The organism is Arthrobacter sp. Bi83, from assembly GCF_918698095.1.
GTDB lineage: Bacteria > Actinomycetota > Actinomycetes > Actinomycetales > Micrococcaceae > Arthrobacter.
This window is the reverse complement of sequence record NZ_CAKKLY010000025.1, coordinates 1-18527: the sequence shown is the minus strand read 5'-3', so window position 1 is coordinate 18527 and position 18527 is coordinate 1. Positions and strand designations below refer to the sequence as shown.

Here is an 18527-nt window from a genome sequence, read left to right as displayed (position 1 = left end):
ATCCCTATTCGTTAGGCCGCAAGGCGGCCTTCTCCATCAGTCTGAGCAGCCAGGTACTTGTCCGGATTGTTCAGCACAACAATTGTGGGGGTCTGGTCTTCCGGCCATTCCCGGTGGCCGGCGGGGACGTGGTCCACACCGCCGGCATTCCATGGATGGCAGCGCGCGAGGCGCCTGGCAGCGAGCCAGCTTCCCTTTACCGCGCCGTGGACGGTGATGGCTTCAAGCGCGTAGGCCGAGCACGAAGGAAAGAAGCGGCAGACCTGTCCGTACAAGGGCGAAATCACCTTGCGGTAGGCCATCAGCAGAAGAATGAGGATGTTGCGCGGCAGGTTCCAGACGAATCTGCCGGCAGCCGCTGCTGCGGACTTTGGCGAACGGACGACGGCGGCAGTCAGGTCAAGCACGCTGTGTCCCTTCCCGTGTTGTTCCGTTCGAACCAGTTCCAGCCGACCGTTGATGGCGGCTTTCCAACCGCTTCGTGGTGGTTTCCAAGGCAGCGTTGTAATCCGTCAGCAGTTCCTGCCAGCTGGCGGTCGCCGATGAGGGCAACGCCCGTACCACAATAGCGAACCCGGTACCGTACTCGCGTAGCGAGACAGCACCGGCTTCCCTAAGTCTCCTCTTAACGAGGTTCCTGGCAACAGCGTTCCCGACAGCCTTGGAAACGATGAACCCGATCCGGCTAGGTTCATCGGCTCCGATAGTTGCCGTATATAACACTACGTTCCGGCGTCCATTGCGGACGCCGGAACGTACAGTTGTTGAAAAATCGGTTGAGGTCCTCAGACGGTTCCTGGTGGCCAGCACCGTTAAACTCGCAAAGGAAAGTTAACCGACGAGTCAGTATTTAGGCCGACAGTTCGACGCGGCCCTTGCCGCGGCGGGCAGCCAGGATGGCGCGGCCGGCACGGGTACGCATACGAAGGCGGAAGCCGTGCTTCTTGGCTCGACGGCGGTTATTCGGCTGAAAAGTCCGCTTGCTCACGTTAGTTACTCCAGTGGATCAAAGGTGCGCCCACCCGATCAAAGGGGAAGAACTGGCCGACGCTAAGTTTTGTATATGTCTGCTTCCCCCGGTTTTCCGCAACGCTGGGCGTTCGAAAGATCCAAAATGGGGTCAGAAAGCAGGCACAAAGGACTCCACAACGTTAGGCCAGACCGCGTCCTTGAGTCAAACCGGATGGGTTGCCGCCATCTTTCCCCAGCTGTGGCTAACTCCTTGTCCCAACCTGTGGATGAAGTGGCTCACAGGGCCCCTTTTCGAACCACACCGGTGTAATTATCCACAAGCTACTTCCCAGCTATCTTCTAGCCTTTTCATCCCCTAGAGTGGCTCAGTAGCCAATTATCCACGGACTGTGCATAAACCTGTGGATTAAGCCGGGCCGGTACCCCGGATCCGGGCTTGTGGCTGCATGTAATGCAGGTAAGCAAGCTTTGAGGAACCGGATTGATGACAGTAGACGAAGCCAACCACGCCAATACTGTCGGAAGTTCCTGGCGGCGCGTGGTGACTCTTCTTGAGCAGGACGACCGGGTATCCCCAAGACAGCGCGGCTTCGTTATCCTCGCCCAGGCGCAGGGCCTCATCGGTTCCACGCTCCTGGTCGCAGTGCCCAACGAACTCACTCGGGAAGTTCTCCAGACCCAGGTCAAGGACGCACTCGACGACGCGCTTCACAACGTCTTCTCTGACGACATCCGGTGCGCGATCGACGTGGACACAGATCTGGTGCCCCTCCACAAGGAGCCGGAACCCGCCGTCGAACTTTCCCTCGCAAGTGACCAGTCAGTTGAACTGAAGCCGCAGCCGATGCTGCCGAGCACCTCCCACGAATTCGGCCGGCTGAATCCAAAGTATGTTTTTGACACGTTCGTGATCGGCTCGTCCAACCGGTTCGCCCATGCAGCAGCCGTGGCCGTGGCCGAAGCGCCGGCGAAGGCCTACAACCCGCTGTTTATCTACGGCGACTCCGGACTCGGCAAGACCCACCTGCTGCACGCGATCGGCCACTACGCCCGCCGTCTCTACAGCGGCATCCGCGTGCGCTACGTGAACTCTGAGGAATTCACCAACGACTTCATCAACTCCATCCGTGACGATGAAGGCGCCAGCTTCAAGACCACCTACCGGAATGTGGATGTCCTCCTCATCGATGACATCCAGTTCCTCGCCGGCAAGGACCGGACGCTCGAGGAGTTCTTCCACACGTTCAACTCCCTGCACAACAACAACAAGCAGGTTGTCATCACCTCGGACCAGCCGCCCAAGCTGCTGGCAGGATTCGAAGACCGCATGAAGTCCCGCTTCGAGTGGGGCCTGCTGACCGACATCCAGCCGCCGGAACTGGAAACCCGCATCGCCATCCTCCGGAAGAAGGCCCTCAGCGAAGGCCTTTCCGCTCCGGACGACGCGCTGGAGTACATCGCTTCCAAGATTTCCAGCAACATCCGCGAGCTCGAAGGCGCCCTCATCCGCGTCACGGCCTTCGCCAGCCTGAACCGCCAGCCCGTGGACGTGGCGCTGGCCGAGATGGTTCTCAAGGATCTCATCACCGACGACGGTGCGCAGGAAATCACATCCAGCCAGATCCTCACGCAGACCGCGGATTACTTCAAGCTCAGCATGGAAGAGCTCTGCAGCAAGTCACGGACCCGGACCCTGGTCACGGCTCGGCAGATCGCCATGTACCTCTGCCGGGAACTGACGGACATGTCGCTGCCGAAGATCGGACAGGAGCTCGGCGGCCGCGACCACACCACGGTGATCCACGCGGACCGCAAGATTCGTGAGCTCATGGCCGAGCGACGTGTGATCTACAACCAGGTGACTGAGCTGACCAACCGGATCAAGCAGCAGCAGCGGGACTCGTAGGCCGCACTTCCTTACCTTATTAACAGGTGCATGTGGATAACCCTGTGGACAGTTAAGGGGACAACCGCGGTTAATGGGCTTAAAACCCTTAAGGTGTCTGTGGATCGCCGAAACGGCCAAAGATGTTATCCCCATCCACAGCCTGTTTAAAACCTGCCCCGCCCACAGTCCGTGAACAGGGCTTAACCCCGGATTCCTGCCGTGAAATAGAGTTATCCACAGTTTCCACAGCAGTTATTAACACTACTAATCCCAAAAAATTGAAATCCCTCAAACAACAATCTCGTTTCCCTACTCACCCGACTCCGCGGCCATGGCCCCAAAGGGCCAGCGTCCTTGCCGGGGATGGGGAAATCCTCAATGTTCCGGCTAAGCTGTCAGCAGCGCTCCCATCCCCGGGTCTGTCTGTGGTTCAGCAAGCGCGGACCATGCAGGTTCCGGTGTCCGGACGCAAAGGTTTTGTGAACTCCCTGCGGGAGTTCCCGTTCAGAAAATGGCAGCAGCAATGAAAGGCGGCACCCTTCCGTGAAGTTCAAAGTCGAACGGGACGTCCTGGCAGAAGCCGTCACCTGGACAGCCCGGTCGTTGTCCCCGCGGCCGCCAGTACCGGTCCTCTCGGGCCTGCTGCTCAAGGCCGAGGCCGGAACGGTCAGCCTCTCGAGCTTCGATTACGAAACGTCAGCGAGACTTGAAATCCCTGCCGACATCAGGGATGAGGGCACCATCCTGGTCTCTGGCCGGTTGCTCGCGGACATTTGCCGGAGCCTTCCGTCCGCCCCGGTGGAAATCGAAACCCAAGGCAACAAGGTGACGCTCACCTGCCGCCGCAGCAGTTTCCACCTCGCCACCATGCCGGAAGCCGAATACCCGCCGCTGCCGGCACTTCCCACCATCAGCGGAACGGTCGCGGGCGACTCCTTCGCACAGGCGGTGTCCCAGGTGATCATCGCTGCGAGTAAGGATGACACCCTCCCCATCCTTACTGGCGTAAGGATGGAGATCGAGGATGACCTCATCACCCTCCTTGCTACCGACCGCTACCGACTGGCCATGCGGGAAGTCCCGTGGAAACCAGTCACCCCAGGCATGTCCACCAGCGCCCTGGTCAAGGCGAAGACCCTCAACGAAGTCGCCAAGACACTCGGCGGCAGCGGCGACATCAACCTGGCCATTGCGGATGACGACAGCCGGCTCATCGGTTTCGAGAGCGGCGGACGCACCACGACTTCGCTTCTTGTCGACGGTGATTACCCCAAGATCCGCTCCCTGTTCCCGGATTCCACACCGATCCACGCGACGGTGCAGACCCAGGAACTCGTAGAAGCCGTCCGCCGTGTGTCGCTCGTTGCCGAACGCAACACCCCCGTGCGCCTCGCCTTCACGCAGGGCCAGCTTCACCTCGACGCCGGAACCGGCGAGGACGCGCAGGCTTCCGAAGAACTTGAAGCGCAGCTTTCCGGCGATGACATCACCGTGGCGTTCAATCCGCACTACCTCGTGGAAGGCCTGAGCGTGATCGAAACAAAGTACGTCCGCTTCTCCTTCACCACCGCCCCGAAGCCGGCCATGATCACGGCCCAGATGGATGCGGATGGCGAAGATCAGGATGACTACCGCTACCTCGTGATGCCGGTCCGCCTTCCCAACTAGCCACTTTCCCAACCAGGTCGCACTTAACGCCGTTTTGAGTGTTAAAGATGACATCTGCTGCGACCCAGTTGCACAGACCCACCACCACCCCAGCGCAGAAAAGAGTTCCCACCGTGCACATCGGACTGATCGGCCTTGGCAAAATGGGTTTCAACATGCGCGAACGGCTGCGCAAGGGAGGCGTGGAGGTCACGGGCTTTGACCGCAATCCGGACGTGACCGACGTGTCCTCCGTGGATGAACTCATCGCCGCCGTTCCCTCGCCCCGCCTGATCTGGGTGATGGTCCCGTCGGGTGACATTACGGACGCCGTCATCAGCGAACTCGGCAACAAACTTCAGCCAGGCGATCTCGTGATCGACGGCGGCAACTCTCGATTCACAGAAGACCAGAAGCACGGCGCCGCCCTGGCCGACAAGGGCATCCGCTTCGCGGACTGCGGTGTCTCCGGTGGAGTCTGGGGCCTGCAGAACGGCTATGGGCTCATGGCCGGCGGTGAGGCCGCGGACATCGAACGCGCGTTGCCGGTCTTTGACGCCCTTCGTCCTGAAGGAGAGCGGGCAGACAGCTTCGTCCATGTGGGCGGCGTCGGGGCGGGCCACTACGCCAAGATGGTCCACAACGGCATCGAGTACGGCCTCATGCAAGCCTATGCCGAAGGCTATGAATTGCTCGCTGCCAAGGAGATCGTCACCGATCTTCCCGGTACCTTCCGCGCCTGGCAAAAGGGAACAGTTGTCCGGTCCTGGCTGCTGGACCTCATGGTGAAGGCGCTGGATGAGGATCCTGGCCTGGCCTCGATCGACGACTACGTCGAGGACTCCGGCGAGGGCCGCTGGACCGTGGAAGAGGCCATCGCCAACGCGGTTCCAGCCCCGGCCATCACCGCCGCGCTCTTTGCCCGGTTCTCCTCCCGCGAGGACAACTCGCCGGCCATGAAGATGGTGTCCGCACTGCGCCACCAGTTCGGCGGGCATGCCACCCGTCCGGCAAAGTAGCACCCGCACCGGGGCCGTGAGTCCCGGAACCAGTGTCCCGAGAATCCTGAAGAGCGCGTGTACCTAGAACACCTGTCACTGACCGACTTCCGCAGTTATGCGCAAGTGGATCTCCGGCTGGAACCCGGCGTCACCGTCCTGGTCGGTTCCAACGGGATCGGCAAGACCAATCTGATGGAAGCCATCGGCTACCTTGCAACGCTGAGTTCGCACAGGGTGAGCGCCGATGGGCCGCTCCTGCGTTTCGGCACCGAACGCGCACTGATCCGGGCCAAACTGGTGCGCGGCGAACAGTCCACCGTGCTGGAACTTGAGATCAACGGCGGCCGGGCCAACCGCGGACGCATCAACCGCAGCAACCCTGTCCGGGCGCGGGATCTTCTGGGCATCTGCCACACCGTCCTTTTTGCCCCTGAGGATCTGGCCCTCGTCAAAGGAGATCCGTCCAGCCGGCGGCGTTTCCTTGACGAGCTGCTCGTGAGCCTTGTTCCGCGGCACGCCGCCACGCGGAGTGACTACGACCGCGTCCTCAAACAGCGTAACGCCCTCCTGAAGTCGGCCCGTGCCGGGAAATTCACGGCTGGCCATGAGACAACCCTGGATGTTTGGGACCAGCACATGGCGCGCGCAGGCGCGGAGCTGCTGCATGCCAGGCTGGAGCTCGTAGAGCGGCTTCGTCCGCACCTCAACAGCGCCTACGCCCAGTTGACCGACGGGTCCAAGGCCGCCGATGCGGTGTACCGGTCAACACTTCAAAACATGATTGACGACGACGGCGCACCCACCGGAACGAACGTGGAACCTTCCGCGGGTGGAGACCAGATGGAAGACCTCCTGCTGCTTTCCGTTGACGAGCTCACCGAGCGCTACGTGAGGGCCTTCGCAGCGTCCCGCCGCAAGGAACTCGAGCGTGGCATCTCGCTTGTCGGTCCCCACCGCGATGAGCTTGAACTTGTCCTCGGACAGGCACCGACGAAGGGCTATGCCTCCCATGGTGAAACCTGGTCCATGTGCCTCTCCCTGCGTCTTGCCTCCTACTACGTCATGCTCGATGACGCGCGCACCGGCGGTTCGGCACCCATCCTGATCCTGGACGACGTTTTTGCCGAGCTTGATGTGCAGCGGCGGCGTAAACTGGCCGCAATAGTAGCCGGCGCCGAACAGGTCCTCGTAACCGCCGCTGTTGACGCCGACATTCCTGAGGAACTGACCGGGCGGCGGGTGAAGGTTATCCCGGGAGGAATCGATGAACAGGGATAAGGACGGCGGCCTCCAGCCAGGCCGTGACCCTGATGAGATCGATGCCGCCCAGGCCGCGTTGAACAGGATGCGCGACGCTGCGGCTGCCCGCGGCGAGGTGCGCCGGGCGGCGCCCCGCGCCGGAAGCAGCGCCCAAAAACAGCGCACCGCGGCGCGGAACACTCGCGGATTCAGCCAGTTCCATGCCACCGGACGCGATCCCTTGGGACTGGGAAAGGTGGTGGGTCGCCTTGTTGCCGAACGTGGCTGGACCTCACCCGTGGCGGTCGGATCGGTCATGGCCGAGTGGGGCACGCTGGTGGGGCCGGAGATCGCTGCACACTGCACACCCGAAAGCTTTACGGACACCACGCTGCACGTGAGGTGCGACTCCACGGCCTGGGCCACGCAGCTTCGGCTGCTGAGCATCAGCCTGCTGGAGAAGTTCCGCACTGAACTTGGCGACGGCGTCGTCACCAGCATCCAGGTGCTGGGTCCGGCCGCGCCAAGCTGGCGCAAGGGGGGCCGCACCGTCAATGGCCGCGGGCCCCGGGACACCTACGGATAGAGCCCGTCCGCAAGTGGCAGCGGCCAGCCCGCGGCCGGATCTATTGAAAAATGCACAAACGGCGTGTAGGGCGTTCAAACCGCCGTGAGCCGTATAGGAACCCGAAGACGGTACCGCTGGGGCCTTGCAGGCGGGGCCAATGGCCTGCGAGAGGCACACTGCTCGCCGTTCGCCGCCCTGGAATGCGGGGATCGGTCCTCTTTCACGATAGAATCTCTGTAGATAACTGGGCGCCGGTGAAACGTTGACTGAGTCCGTTTTCCGACGCTTTTCCAGCGGCCGGAAGACGGTTCCGCAAGCCAACCAAGTAGACGGCGTTATCAGTGACGCGCCTGTTGGCGGGCGCCTTTCCCCTGGGAGACGGCATCGGCCAGCCACTATCAATTACAGAGGAGTCGAAAGCGCCTGTGGCTAACGACAATGCAGATATCCAGGCAGTGGAACCCGCAATGGAGGATGCCCCGACGCCTGACACGCCGGCTGAAGCGGTGACCAAACGGGAATACGGCGCCAGTGACATCACCGTCCTTGAGGGTCTTGAGGCTGTGCGTAAACGGCCCGGCATGTACATCGGATCCACCGGCCTCCGCGGCCTGCACCACCTCGTGTACGAAGTGGTGGACAACTCCGTTGACGAGGCCCTGGCCGGATACTGCACACATATTGAAATCGTCCTGCAGGCCGACGGCGGCGTCAAAGTGGTGGACGACGGCCGCGGCATCCCCGTCGACATTCACCCGAGTGAGGGCAAGCCCACCGTTGAGGTGGTCATGACTATCCTGCACGCCGGCGGAAAGTTTGGCGGCGGCGGATACGCCGTCTCCGGAGGCCTCCACGGTGTGGGCATTTCGGTGGTCAACGCACTCTCCAGCAGGGTAAACACCGAGGTGCGCAGGCAGGGCCACGTCTGGCGGATGTCCTTCGCCGACGGCGGCAAGCCCCAGGGCGGGCTGGACAAGGGCGAGGAAACCGACACCACCGGCACCACCCAGACGTTCTACCCCGATACCGGCATTTTCGAGTCGGTTGAATTCGACTTCGAGACGCTGCGCGCCCGCTTCCAGCAGATGGCCTTCCTCAACAAGGGCCTGCGCATCACCCTCACCGACGAGCGCGTCACTACCGCTTCCGGCGAGAACGATGATCTGGACCTTGACAGCGTCGCCACCGAAGGCGAAGTCAACGCGGACCACCGCACCGTTGTCTACCAGTACAACGACGGGCTGCTGGATTACGTCAAGCACCTGAATTCCGGCAAAAAAGTCGATGTGGTCCACGAGGACGTCATCGCCTTCGAAACCGAGGACACCGAACGCAAGATTGCGGTGGAAATGGCCATGCAGTGGACCAGCGCGTATTCAGAGAGCGTCCACACCTACGCCAACACCATCAACACCCATGAAGGCGGAACCCACGAAGAGGGGTTCCGGGCCGCGATGACCTCACTCATCAACCGCTACGCGCGGGAGAAGAGCATCATCAAGGAAAAGGAAGAGAACCTTACCGGCGACGACATCCGTGAGGGCCTCACGGCCGTCATCTCGGTGAAGCTCGCCGAGCCGCAGTTCGAAGGCCAGACCAAAACCAAACTGGGCAACTCGGAGGTCAAGGGATTCGTCCAGCGCGTGGTCACTGACCAGCTCGGAGACTGGCTCGAACGCAACCCCGGACCGGCAAGGGACGTGATCCGCAAGGCCATTTCGGCTGCCCAGGCTCGCATGGCCGCCCGCAAGGCACGTGACAACGCCCGCCGCAAGAGCCCGCTGGAATCCTTCGGCATGCCCGGCAAGCTCTCCGACTGCTCCTCCAAGGATCCTTCGAAGTGCGAGGTCTACATCGTGGAGGGCGACTCCGCCGGCGGTTCGGCCAAGCGCGGGCGCAACCCGGAAACGCAGGCCATCCTGCCGCTGCGCGGCAAGATCCTGAACGTGGAACGGGCCCGGCTGGACAAGGCCCTCGGCAACAACGAGGTCCAGTCCATGATCACCGCCTTCGGCACGGGAATTGGTGAGGACTTCGACCTCAGCAAGCTGCGGTACCACAAGATCGTCCTCATGGCCGATGCCGACGTTGACGGCCAGCACATCACCACGCTGCTCATGACGCTCCTGTTCCGCTACATGCGCCCGCTGATCGAAAATGGCTACGTATACCTGGCACAGCCTCCCCTGTACAGGATCAAATGGTCCAACGCCCCGCATGATTACGTGTACAGCGACCGTGAGCGCGACTCCAGGCTGGTGTCCGGACAGGCTGCGGGCCGACGCATCCCCAAGGACAACGGCATCCAGCGCTACAAGGGACTCGGCGAGATGGACTACACGGAACTGTGGGACACCACCATGGACCCGGACCACCGGACACTGCTCCAGGTCACCATGGAAGACGCCGCCGCCGCGGATCAGATCTTCAACGTGCTGATGGGCGAGGACGTCGAATCACGCCGCAACTTCATCCAGCAGAACGCCAAGGACGTCAGGTTCCTCGATATCTAAGCGGTTTACCGCACTGATATTCCCGAGCCGACATATACCTGAAACGGAAAATACACACTATGAGTGACGAAACCCCTGAGGTTCCCGCGGACTCCGGAGATCTCCCCGAGCCGGTGTTGGAGGGCGATCTGCTGATTGACCGCGTGGAGCAGGTCGACCTCCAGACGGAGATGCAGCGGTCCTACCTCGACTACGCCATGGCCGTTATTGTGGGCCGCGCGCTGCCCGACGTCCGGGATGGTCTGAAGCCCGTGCACCGCCGCGTGCTGTACGCAATGTTCGATGGCGGCTACCGCCCGGACCGTTCGTTCAACAAGTGCGCGCGCGTCGTGGGCGAGGTAATGGGCCAGTACCACCCTCACGGTGACACCGCCATTTACGATGCGCTGGTGCGCCTGATCCAGGACTGGACCATGCGCTACCCGCTGGCACTCGGGCAGGGAAACTTCGGCTCCCCGGGCAACGACGGCGCAGCAGCACCGCGGTACACCGAAACCAAGATGGCTCCCCTCGCCATGGAGATGGTGCGGGACATCGACGAGGAAACCGTCGACTTCCAGGACAACTACGACGGCAAGAACCAGGAACCCACCATCCTGCCGGCCCGGTTCCCGAACCTGCTGGTCAACGGCTCCTCGGGCATCGCCGTCGGCATGGCCACCAACATTCCGCCGCACAACCTCCGCGAGGTTGCCGACGGTGTCCAGTGGTACCTGTCCAACCCCACCGCCAGCCGCGAGCAGCTCCTCGAAGAGCTGCTGCTCCGCATCAAGGGACCGGATTTCCCCACTGGCGCCACCATCCTGGGCCACAAGGGGATTGAGGACGCGTACCGCACCGGCCGCGGCTCCATCACCATGCGCGCCGTGGTCAACGTTGAGGAACTCCAGGGCCGCACGTGCCTGGTGGTCACCGAACTGCCCTATCAGGCCAACCCGGACAACCTCGCCATCAAGATTGCCGAGCTCGTCAAGGACGGCAAGGTCCAGGGCATCGCCGATCTCCGTGATGAAACTTCGGGACGCACCGGCCAGCGCCTGGTGATTGTCCTTAAGCGGGACGCCGTGGCAAAGGTGGTGCTGAACAACCTTTACAAGCACACCCAGCTGCAGGAAAACTTCGGCGCCAACATGCTGGCGATCGTGGACGGTGTGCCGCGCACACTCAGCCTAGACGCCTTCATCCGCCACTGGGTGACGCACCAGATGGACGTCATCGCGCGGCGTACCCGTTACCGCCTGCGCAAGGCCGAGGAGGAAGCGCACATCCTGCGCGCGCTCCTGAAGGCCCTGGACATGCTGGATGAGGTCATCGCCCTCATCCGTGCGTCCAACACCACCGAAGCCGCACGCGATGGCCTAATGGAACTGCTGGATATCGACGAGCTTCAGGCAAGGGCGATCCTGGACATGCAGCTCCGTCGCCTGGCAGCCCTGGAACGCCAGAAGATCCAGGACCGCCACGCCGAACTCGAAGCGATGATCGCAGAGTTCAACGCGATCCTTGCCTCGGAGGAGCGCCAGCGTGAGATCATCAGCACCGAGCTGGCGGAAATCGTTGCCAAGCACGGGGATGACCGGCGAACCAAGATCCTCATGGGCTACGACGGTGACATGTCCATGGAGGACCTGATCCCCGAAGAGGAAATGGTGGTTACCATTACCCGCGGCGGGTACGTCAAGCGGACAAGGAGTGACAACTACCGCTCCCAGCAGCGCGGCGGTAAGGGCATAAAGGGCGCCCAGCTGCGCGGCGACGACGTCGTGGAACACTTCTTCGTTACCACCACACACCACTGGCTCCTCTTCTTTACCAACCTCGGACGCGTCTACCGGGCCAAGGCCTATGAACTGGCTGAGGCCGGCCGGGACGCCAAGGGACAGCACGTGGCCAACCTGCTGGCCTTCCAGCCGGACGAACACATCGCCCAGGTGCTGGACCTCAGGGACTATCAGCACTCGCCGTACCTTGTGTTGGCCACGAAGCGCGGGCTGGTCAAGAAGACGCGGCTGGAGGACTACGACACCAACCGCTCCGCCGGCGTCATCGCGATAAACCTTCGCGACGAGGATGAGCTTGTTTCCGCCCAGCTGGTATCCGAGACAGACGATCTCATGCTGGTATCCCGGAAGGGCCAGTCCATCCGATTCACCGCGACTGATGATGCACTCCGCCCCATGGGTCGGGCCACCTCAGGCGTGACGGGCATGAAGTTCCGCGAGGATGATGAGCTCCTCGCCGCGAACGTGGTCACCGACGGATCATTCGTGTTCATCGTCACCGAAGGCGGCTACGCCAAGCGGACCGCCGTCGAGGAGTACCGTCTCCAGGGCCGCGGCGGGCTGGGCATCAAGGTGGCTAAGCTCGCCGAGGAACGCGGTGACCTGGTTGGCGCCCTGATCGTCCAGGAAGAGGATGAAGTCCTGGTGGTCATGGAGGGCGGCAAGGTGGTCCGCTCGTCCGTGGCAGGGGTTCCCGCCAAGGGCAGGGACACCATGGGCGTCATCTTCGCAAAACCTGACAAGAACGACCGCATCATTGAGGTGGCGCGGAACAGCGAACGTGGCCTTGAGGGAGAGGAATCTCCGGAGGATGACGTAACGTTGGCTGAAGATACGGGATCCGTAGACGGGTCCGCAGAGGCAGAAACAGCAGAGGCAGAGCCGGCGATGCCCGCGGCATCCGAGGATGCCGACAGCGACACCGAGCTGAACGAAGACAACACCGGAGGTAACGAGTGAGTAATTCCGACTCATTTCCCAAGCCGAGCAGTAATGGTCCCGGCGGGATGCGGCAGCCGGCAACCGCTCCACGAGTGAATGCCCCGGTGCGTCCGCAGCAGAGTCCGGGCACGGCGTCGGGCATTCCGGGGCAACGCCCCGCGGCGCCAGGACAGTCACTGCCTGGACAGTCAACCCCGGGACTGCCCTCCCAGGGCCAGCGCCCGGCGGCGCCGGGACAGCGCCCCGTCCAGGGGCAGCGGCCCCAGGCCCCGGGCCAGAGGCCCGCGGCACCCGGCCAGCGGCCGGGCCAGAGTGCCCCGGGACTGGTGAAGCCGGCCCCGAAGGCCAAGGTCCGCCGTGCGCGCCTGCTGGTAAGCAAGGTGGACCCCTGGTCCGTCCTGAAGATGGCGTTCCTGCTCTCCGTGGCACTCGGCATCGTCACCGTGGTTGCGGCCATTGTGCTGTGGACCGTCCTGGACCTGACAGGCATCTTCGACCAGGTGGATAGCCTCCTTGGCACCCTCGCGGGCTCCGAGGGTGGCGGTTTTGAACTGAAGAAGGTTGCGTCGCTCGGCCAGGTGGCATCCTTTGCCGTCATCATCGCCGTAGTCAACGTTGTGCTGCTGACGGCCCTGTCCATGCTGTCCGCCGTGCTGTACAACATCTCCGCCACCCTCGTGGGCGGCATCGGCGTCACGCTGACGGACGACTAAAAAACCCGTGATTCCGCGGAATTAGCACCGCGGAATGCCTCGATTTGAGATCGGGCCGGGATGTGCTGTAAAGTCATGTCTCGGCCCGATGAGGCATCGGGGCGTATAGCTCAGGCGGTTAGAGCGCTTCGCTGATAACGAAGAGGTCCCAGGTTCAAGTCCTGGTACGCCCACGGAACCTGCACAGGTTCAAGTAAAGGATCAGGTAAGACTGACCGGAACGGGGTGCGTGTGAAGAAGTTGCTGGCATTTGCAGCTGCGATCGCAGGCGTCCTGCTCTACAGGAAAGTGCAGGAATCCGAGGCCCGGAAAACGGTCTGGAGTAAGTCAACCGATACGGTTGAATAGTCCGGATCCCCGGTACGGAGGCTGGTCAGACGGCCTCCGGAACTAGGGTATGATTGACGGGTTGCTTCTTATGGGGGCATGGCGCAATTGGTAGCGCACCTGCTTTGCAAGCAGGGGGTTCGGGGTTCGAGTCCCCGTGCCTCCACCATAAGGAAAGTCCCGGCCAGAGATGGCCGGGACTTTTTTGTTTAGCGGGTTGCCGTAGCCCCGCCCGGCGGACCTTGCCACAGGGATCTGGCCCTTCGGACCTTGCCACAGGGCGGCGAGCGGCCCGTATTGGCCGAATCGGAGGGCCGCCCGGGCACACTACTGTGGAGTCGTGAACTTCTTCCTCGCGGCCCTGGGCGTACTGGGGGTGGCCTCCTCCGGGCCCCTCATCGCTGCGACACTCGGTGCAACCACGGTCAGTGCCCTCGCTATCGCCTTCTGGCGCAACGCGATAGGTGCTGCGGTCGTGGCCACACCCACCCTGATCAGGGAACCGCGGCAGTTCGGCCACATCACGGGCCGGGAGTTCCGCTGGTCGCTCGTGGCGGCTTCGGCCCTCGCGTTGCATTTCGCCTGCTTCATTACCTCCCTGCAGCTGACATCGGTTGCTGCGGCAACCGCCTTGGTCTGCCTCCAGTCCGCCTGGATCGCCGTCATACAGATGCTCCGCGGCGTGAGGCACCGGTGGCAGGTCCTCGTGGGGCTCGGCATCGCTTTCGGCGGCGTCGTCGCCATTACGGGCTTTGACATGGGCGCATCGCCCGAGGCGCTGCTCGGCGACCTCCTGGCGGTAGCTGGCGGGCTCCTCGCAGGGGTTTATACGCTGGCCGGGGGCCGTGCCCGGCAGAGCATGACAACGGGAACCTACACCACGCTCTGCTACGGCATGTGCGCGGCGCTGGTGGCGCTGCTGGCGCTCATCACCAGGCAGCCGCTCCTGGGGTTCGACGCCGGCGGCTGGCTGGGGATCGTAGCCATCACCGTTTGTGCGCAGCTGGTGGGGCACACCGCCTTCAACTACCTGCTGGCAACCATGAGTCCACTGCTCGTCTCAATGATCATCCTGCTTGAGATTCCCGGCGCAGCACTGCTTGCGGCCATCTTTCTGAACGAGACCCTGCCCGCCGGTACGTATGGCGGCCTTGCACTGATCCTGGTGGGGCTCGCCGTCGTCGTCACAGGTCAGCGCACCGGCAAAGCCGGGCGGGGCAAAACACCGCAGGAGCGGCCCTTGGCGGAGCTGGGGACGGACTGAGGGGGAAAGTTTCCCGCCCCCGGCAGGCGCTGAAGCTGTTTGACGGAGCCGCGGCGCCTGGGCCGGCGCTAAGGGCCGGCTTCCAGCGCTGAGACTACTGTCCGCCGCGGCGGGCTGGCTGGCTGGTGTTGACCGTGTGAATGGCTCGCAGGAGCTTCGCAGGGAAGTACACGGAGAAGAAGACCACCATAGGGGCCTTGAGGGCCATTTTCTTGACGTTGTGGGCCTTATATGTGCGGTCAAAGCGGGTCACGTAGTAGCGGTAGTCACGGGGTGAGTCCTCGAGCCGCCGGGCGGACATTCCAGAGACCATCTGCGGCCAGTACTGGACCCGCAGGTCGTGGTCGGCCAGGTGGAGGGAGAGATCAATGTCTTCATGCATCTCGTCCTTCTCATCCCGGCAGGTCTCGCCGCGGATGATCTCCCAGGCAGAACGCCGCAGCGCCATGTTGGAGCCAAACAGAAAGTGGTATTGGTGCTTTGCCAGCTTGAGCATCAGTTGGCGCATCTTGTCATCGGCCTTGAGGCCGAAACGCCGCATGGGCATGTCGTAGTAGACGACCGGTCCCGTGGCAGCCTGCGTGGACTGGTCCGCGAACGCTTTCTGGACCTGCTCCACCCAGTCCGGTTCCACCACCGAGTCGGCATCGATCCGGCCCAGGATTTCACCGGTGGCGTGGTCGAGGCCGAAGTTCCGTGTGGGGATGAGGCCCTGGCTCGCGTCCTGACGAAGCAGGATGATGGGGCTCTCCGGGTATTCCTGCTGCATCTGCAGGACGATGTCCGCAGTCCGGTCCTTGGACATGTTGTCCACCACGATAATCTCGTGCGCCGGAACGGACTGGTAAACGGCCGCGATGAGGCACTGCCGGATGACGCTTTCCTCGTTATATGCCGGTATGACGATTGATACGCCCGGCAGCTGAGCGTCGTGCAAGGAATCCTCGGCGGATCTATCGGGTGACATCACCTCAAACTTAGCACCGATCGATTTTCTTTCCGCGGCCTACGCAGCCGGACCCACAAAAGGTTCCAGCGGTCCAAGCAACCTGGCCATAAATGACTGGAGGGGCCCCGCACCAGGCGGAACCCCTCTAACCGCACGCCCGGTGGGCGTGGAGATTGTTTACTTGTCGGCCGGTTTGTCCGCGCCGTTGTCGATGTTGGCCGCAATGTTCTTGACGGCCGTCTTCGCATCGGAGGCGACAGCACCGGCGTCGGCGTCTGCATCCTCGGCCACGTGCTTGGCCTTGTCAGCTGCGTTGTCGCTGTCCTCTGCGGAGGCAGGGGCCAGCGGTGCGGCGTCGGATCCGGGTGCCGATTCGTTCACCGTGGCGGCGGCTACGGGCGCCGGCGTCTCGGCCACAGGGGCGGAAGGCGCTGTGGTGGACGGTGCCGGTGTAACGGGGGCCGGGGTCTTCCACGGGTCCTCCACCGGTTTGGAAGCCTTCCACGCCGCGACACCGGCTGCGACCGCAGCTGCGATCACACCGACGATCAGGAGACCGCGCTTTTTGGGCTTCTCCGGCTGGATCAGCGGCTTGCCGGTCACTGCCCGGCTTGCCTCGGAGGCTGCCGACTTCAACTGGCTGCCGGCAACCTGTGCCTGCTCCTGGAGGGAGTGGATGATACCGACGTCGCCAAGCCTCTGTGCTACGGCGTCCACCCGGGCCGGTGCGCCCTCCAGCGTCCGGTGGACCACTTCCGACGCCGTGCCGATCTGGTCCGAGAGACGCGGAAGGTATTCCACTACCACGCGGTCACGGGCCTGGTTGATAACAGGCGTGGCCCGGTCCAGGGCCTCGTGCAGCCTCGGCGTCGCGCCCTCAACGGCGTCGTGAATCCTGGGCGCCAGCTGCGACAGTCCGTCCTGGAGGCGGGGCGTCACGGTGGCAACTCCGCCAGCCAGGTTGTGGGCTGCCGACTTGAGCCCTTCCTGGATCTTGGGGGAAGCGGTGTCGATGCCATGCTGCAGCCGGGGTACAGCCCAGTCCACTGCAGCTTCCATCCGGTCTTTTGCGTTCTCTACTGCGGAACTGACCGACAATTCCAGTTCACGGGCAATACGATCCGATTTCTTCACAACTACCTCCCGATTAATGTGACGGTTCTGCAGTTAGCCTACGTTGCGGATGAGCTGCCCTGCTATCGTTCAGGCGGATTCAGAGCGGATTTCACCCAGCGCGGAACTGCGTTTCAGGCCCCGTCCCGCGTTGACCCGCCGTGAAAGAATGACCGTATGACTGCCACAGCAACTGCAAAAGCAACCATCCACACAAGCCTCGGCGACATCGTCGTGAACCTCTTCGGCAACCACGCGCCGAAGACTGTTAAGAACTTCATTGGACTGGCCACGGGCGAACAGCCGTGGACGCACCCGGAGAGCGGCGAAGACAAGTCCGGCACGCCGCTGTACGACGGCACCATTTTCCACCGCATCATCAAGGACTTCATGATCCAGGCGGGCGATCCCCTGGGCCGCGGCACCGGCGGACCCGGCTACCGGTTTGACGACGAGATCCACCCCGAGTTGAGCTTCAACGCCCCCTACAAGCTGGCCATGGCCAACGCCGGCCTGCAGATGGGCAAGGGCACCAACGGCTCCCAGTTCTTCATCACCACCATCCCCACTGACTGGCTGCAGGGCAAGCACAGCATCTTCGGCGAAGTTGCAGACGACGAGTCCCGGAAGGTGGTGGACGCCATTGAGGCTGTCCGCACCGGTATGGGCGACCGCCCGGTTGAAGACGTAAAGATCAACAGCATCGATATCGAGCAGCTCTAACCCCACCATGAGTTACGGAATTCCGTCGGCAGAGCCGTCCGCGCAGGTACCCGTGTGCCCCAGGCACCCGGACCGGCCCTCCTATGTGAGCTGCCAGCGCTGCGGGCGTCCCGCATGCCCAGAGTGCCAGCGGGCGGCCGCCGTCGGATTCCAGTGCGTTGACTGCGTCAACGAAACAAAACGTACGACGCCGGCAGTCCGGACGGTCTACGGCGGCGCCGTGGCCACCGGGAAACCGGTGGTGACGTTCGGGATAATCGCCGTGTGCGCGCTGCTGTACGTCCTGCAGTGGGTGATTCCGGGAAGCGCCGTGTTCCGGACGCTTGCCTACGCCTCCGTCTATGCCACCCCCGAGTTTGGCGTATTCCAGCCGTGGCGAATGATCACGTCGGCCTTTTTGCATTCCCAGGGCTTCCTGCTCCACATCCTGCTGAACATGTACACGCTATGGATCTTTGGCCAGGCCCTCGAACCATTGCTGGGCAGGATCCGGTTCCTCGCTGTCTATCTCCTCTCCGCACTCGGTGGATCCGTGGGGTACCTGCTCCTGACGCCTATTCTTCCGGAGGGCGGCCCGGTGGGGGTCGTGGGTGCTTCGGGGGCCATCTTCGGGCTCTTCGGCGCCATGCTCGTGGTGCAGCGCCACCGCGGCGGCGACACCAGGCAACTCTGGGTGCTCATCGCCATCAACGGCGTTATCGGATTCATGGTCCCGCAGATCGCCTGGCAGGCCCACCTTGGCGGCCTGATCACCGGTGCGCTGTGCGCGGCTGTCATCGCCTACGCACCCCGCGGACCCCGCCAGCACCTCATCCAGTTGGCCGGGCTGGCCATTGTTCTGGCACTCCTGGTAGCGGTCTCCTGGTACCGCGTCATCACCGCCTGAC

17 protein-coding genes and 2 tRNA genes are annotated in these 18527 nt (G+C 62.9%); 14 read left to right on the top strand and 5 right to left on the bottom strand.

Features of this window, described 5'->3' with window-relative positions:
- Positions 1 to 11: 11 nt before the first annotated feature.
- From yidD to rpmH, 3 genes are read right to left on the bottom strand one after another with little or no spacing between them, the layout of a single operon-like run.
- Positions 12 to 407 carry a membrane protein insertion efficiency factor YidD gene (gene yidD, locus LQ144_RS13015; protein WP_230119126.1) on the bottom strand — a complete coding sequence of 132 codons (396 nt, stop codon included), beginning with the start codon at positions 405 to 407 and terminating at the stop codon, positions 12 to 14.
- A complete protein-coding gene (gene rnpA, locus LQ144_RS13010; protein ID WP_230119125.1) occupies positions 400 to 810 on the bottom strand; it encodes a ribonuclease P protein component in 411 nt (136 codons plus the stop codon). Before rnpA ends, yidD begins: the two co-directional genes overlap by 8 nt.
- A 40-nt stretch (positions 811 to 850) precedes the next feature.
- Positions 851 to 988: a 50S ribosomal protein L34 gene (gene rpmH / locus LQ144_RS13005; protein ID WP_011776797.1), complete on the bottom strand. Its 138-nt coding sequence runs from the start codon at positions 986 to 988 to the stop codon at positions 851 to 853.
- A gap of 468 nt (positions 989 to 1456) precedes the next feature.
- Here rpmH and dnaA point away from each other — a divergent pair, with 468 nt between their 5' ends.
- The 12 genes from dnaA to LQ144_RS12945 all read left to right on the top strand — a co-directional run bounded on the left by dnaA (position 1457) and on the right by LQ144_RS12945 (position 14855).
- Entirely contained in the window at positions 1457 to 2878 is a 1422-nt protein-coding gene (gene dnaA, locus LQ144_RS13000) for a chromosomal replication initiator protein DnaA (RefSeq protein WP_230119124.1), read from the top strand.
- A gap of 525 nt (positions 2879 to 3403) precedes the next feature.
- On the top strand, positions 3404 to 4528 hold the full coding sequence (gene dnaN / locus LQ144_RS12995; protein WP_230119123.1) for a DNA polymerase III subunit beta: 1125 nt from the start codon (positions 3404 to 3406) through the stop codon (positions 4526 to 4528).
- Between the two features lie 113 nt (positions 4529 to 4641).
- Positions 4642 to 5526: a phosphogluconate dehydrogenase (NAD(+)-dependent, decarboxylating) gene (gene gnd, locus LQ144_RS12990; protein WP_230119122.1), complete on the top strand. Its 885-nt coding sequence runs from the start codon at positions 4642 to 4644 to the stop codon at positions 5524 to 5526.
- Between the two features lie 57 nt (positions 5527 to 5583).
- A complete protein-coding gene (gene recF, locus LQ144_RS12985; RefSeq protein WP_230119121.1) occupies positions 5584 to 6786 on the top strand; it encodes a DNA replication/repair protein RecF in 1203 nt (400 codons plus the stop codon).
- Positions 6773 to 7333: a DciA family protein gene (locus LQ144_RS12980; protein ID WP_230119120.1), complete on the top strand. Its 561-nt coding sequence runs from the start codon at positions 6773 to 6775 to the stop codon at positions 7331 to 7333. Before recF ends, LQ144_RS12980 begins: the two co-directional genes overlap by 14 nt.
- Before the next feature lie 407 nt (positions 7334 to 7740).
- The gene (gene gyrB / locus LQ144_RS12975) at positions 7741 to 9828 is read left to right on the top strand and encodes a DNA topoisomerase (ATP-hydrolyzing) subunit B (protein WP_290369765.1); all 2088 of its coding nucleotides are present in this window, start codon (positions 7741 to 7743) and stop codon (positions 9826 to 9828) included.
- Positions 9829 to 9887: 59 nt separating this feature from the next.
- The gene (gene gyrA, locus LQ144_RS12970) at positions 9888 to 12569 is read left to right on the top strand and encodes a DNA gyrase subunit A (RefSeq protein ID WP_230119119.1); all 2682 of its coding nucleotides are present in this window, start codon (positions 9888 to 9890) and stop codon (positions 12567 to 12569) included.
- Positions 12566 to 13264: a DUF3566 domain-containing protein gene (locus LQ144_RS12965; RefSeq protein WP_230119118.1), complete on the top strand. Its 699-nt coding sequence runs from the start codon at positions 12566 to 12568 to the stop codon at positions 13262 to 13264. Before gyrA ends, LQ144_RS12965 begins: the two co-directional genes overlap by 4 nt.
- Before the next feature lie 99 nt (positions 13265 to 13363).
- Positions 13364 to 13437: transfer RNA gene (locus LQ144_RS12960), tRNA-Ile, on the top strand.
- Between the two features lie 52 nt (positions 13438 to 13489).
- On the top strand, positions 13490 to 13612 hold the full coding sequence (locus LQ144_RS12955) for a DLW-39 family protein (protein ID WP_354962153.1): 123 nt from the start codon (positions 13490 to 13492) through the stop codon (positions 13610 to 13612).
- A gap of 72 nt (positions 13613 to 13684) precedes the next feature.
- Positions 13685 to 13760: transfer RNA gene (locus tag LQ144_RS12950), tRNA-Ala, on the top strand.
- Between the two features lie 171 nt (positions 13761 to 13931).
- The gene (locus LQ144_RS12945) at positions 13932 to 14855 is read left to right on the top strand and encodes a DMT family transporter (RefSeq protein ID WP_230119116.1); all 924 of its coding nucleotides are present in this window, start codon (positions 13932 to 13934) and stop codon (positions 14853 to 14855) included.
- 94 nt (positions 14856 to 14949) lie between these two features.
- Here the strand turns inward: LQ144_RS12945 and LQ144_RS12940 are convergent, their stop codons facing one another.
- Positions 14950 to 15822, bottom strand: coding sequence for a glycosyltransferase family 2 protein (locus tag LQ144_RS12940; RefSeq protein ID WP_230119115.1), 873 nt, complete (start codon positions 15820 to 15822; stop codon positions 14950 to 14952).
- Positions 15823 to 15981: 159 nt separating this feature from the next.
- Positions 15982 to 16938, bottom strand: coding sequence for a hypothetical protein (locus LQ144_RS12935; protein ID WP_230119114.1), 957 nt, complete (start codon positions 16936 to 16938; stop codon positions 15982 to 15984).
- A gap of 156 nt (positions 16939 to 17094) precedes the next feature.
- Here LQ144_RS12935 and LQ144_RS12930 point away from each other — a divergent pair, with 156 nt between their 5' ends.
- The gene (locus tag LQ144_RS12930) at positions 17095 to 17640 is read left to right on the top strand and encodes a peptidylprolyl isomerase (protein ID WP_230119113.1); all 546 of its coding nucleotides are present in this window, start codon (positions 17095 to 17097) and stop codon (positions 17638 to 17640) included.
- A gap of 7 nt (positions 17641 to 17647) precedes the next feature.
- On the top strand, positions 17648 to 18526 hold the full coding sequence (locus tag LQ144_RS12925) for a rhomboid family intramembrane serine protease (protein WP_230119112.1): 879 nt from the start codon (positions 17648 to 17650) through the stop codon (positions 18524 to 18526).
- Position 18527: the final 1 nt, after the last annotated feature.

What these genes read in the sequence shown, in the direction of transcription:
- dnaA (WP_230119124.1), top strand. Translation starts at nt 1,457, where the DNA reads ATGACAGTAGACGAAGCCAACCACGCCAATACTGTCGGAAGTTCCTGG.
- LQ144_RS12980 (WP_230119120.1), top strand. Translation starts at nt 6,773, where the DNA reads ATGAACAGGGATAAGGACGGCGGCCTCCAGCCAGGCCGTGACCCTGAT.
- gyrA (WP_230119119.1), top strand. Translation starts at nt 9,888, where the DNA reads ATGAGTGACGAAACCCCTGAGGTTCCCGCGGACTCCGGAGATCTCCCC.
- LQ144_RS12940 (WP_230119115.1), bottom strand. Translation starts at nt 15,822, where the DNA reads ATGTCACCCGATAGATCCGCCGAGGATTCCTTGCACGACGCTCAGCTG.
- LQ144_RS12930 (WP_230119113.1), top strand. Translation starts at nt 17,095, where the DNA reads ATGACTGCCACAGCAACTGCAAAAGCAACCATCCACACAAGCCTCGGC.
- LQ144_RS12925 (WP_230119112.1), top strand. Translation starts at nt 17,648, where the DNA reads ATGAGTTACGGAATTCCGTCGGCAGAGCCGTCCGCGCAGGTACCCGTG.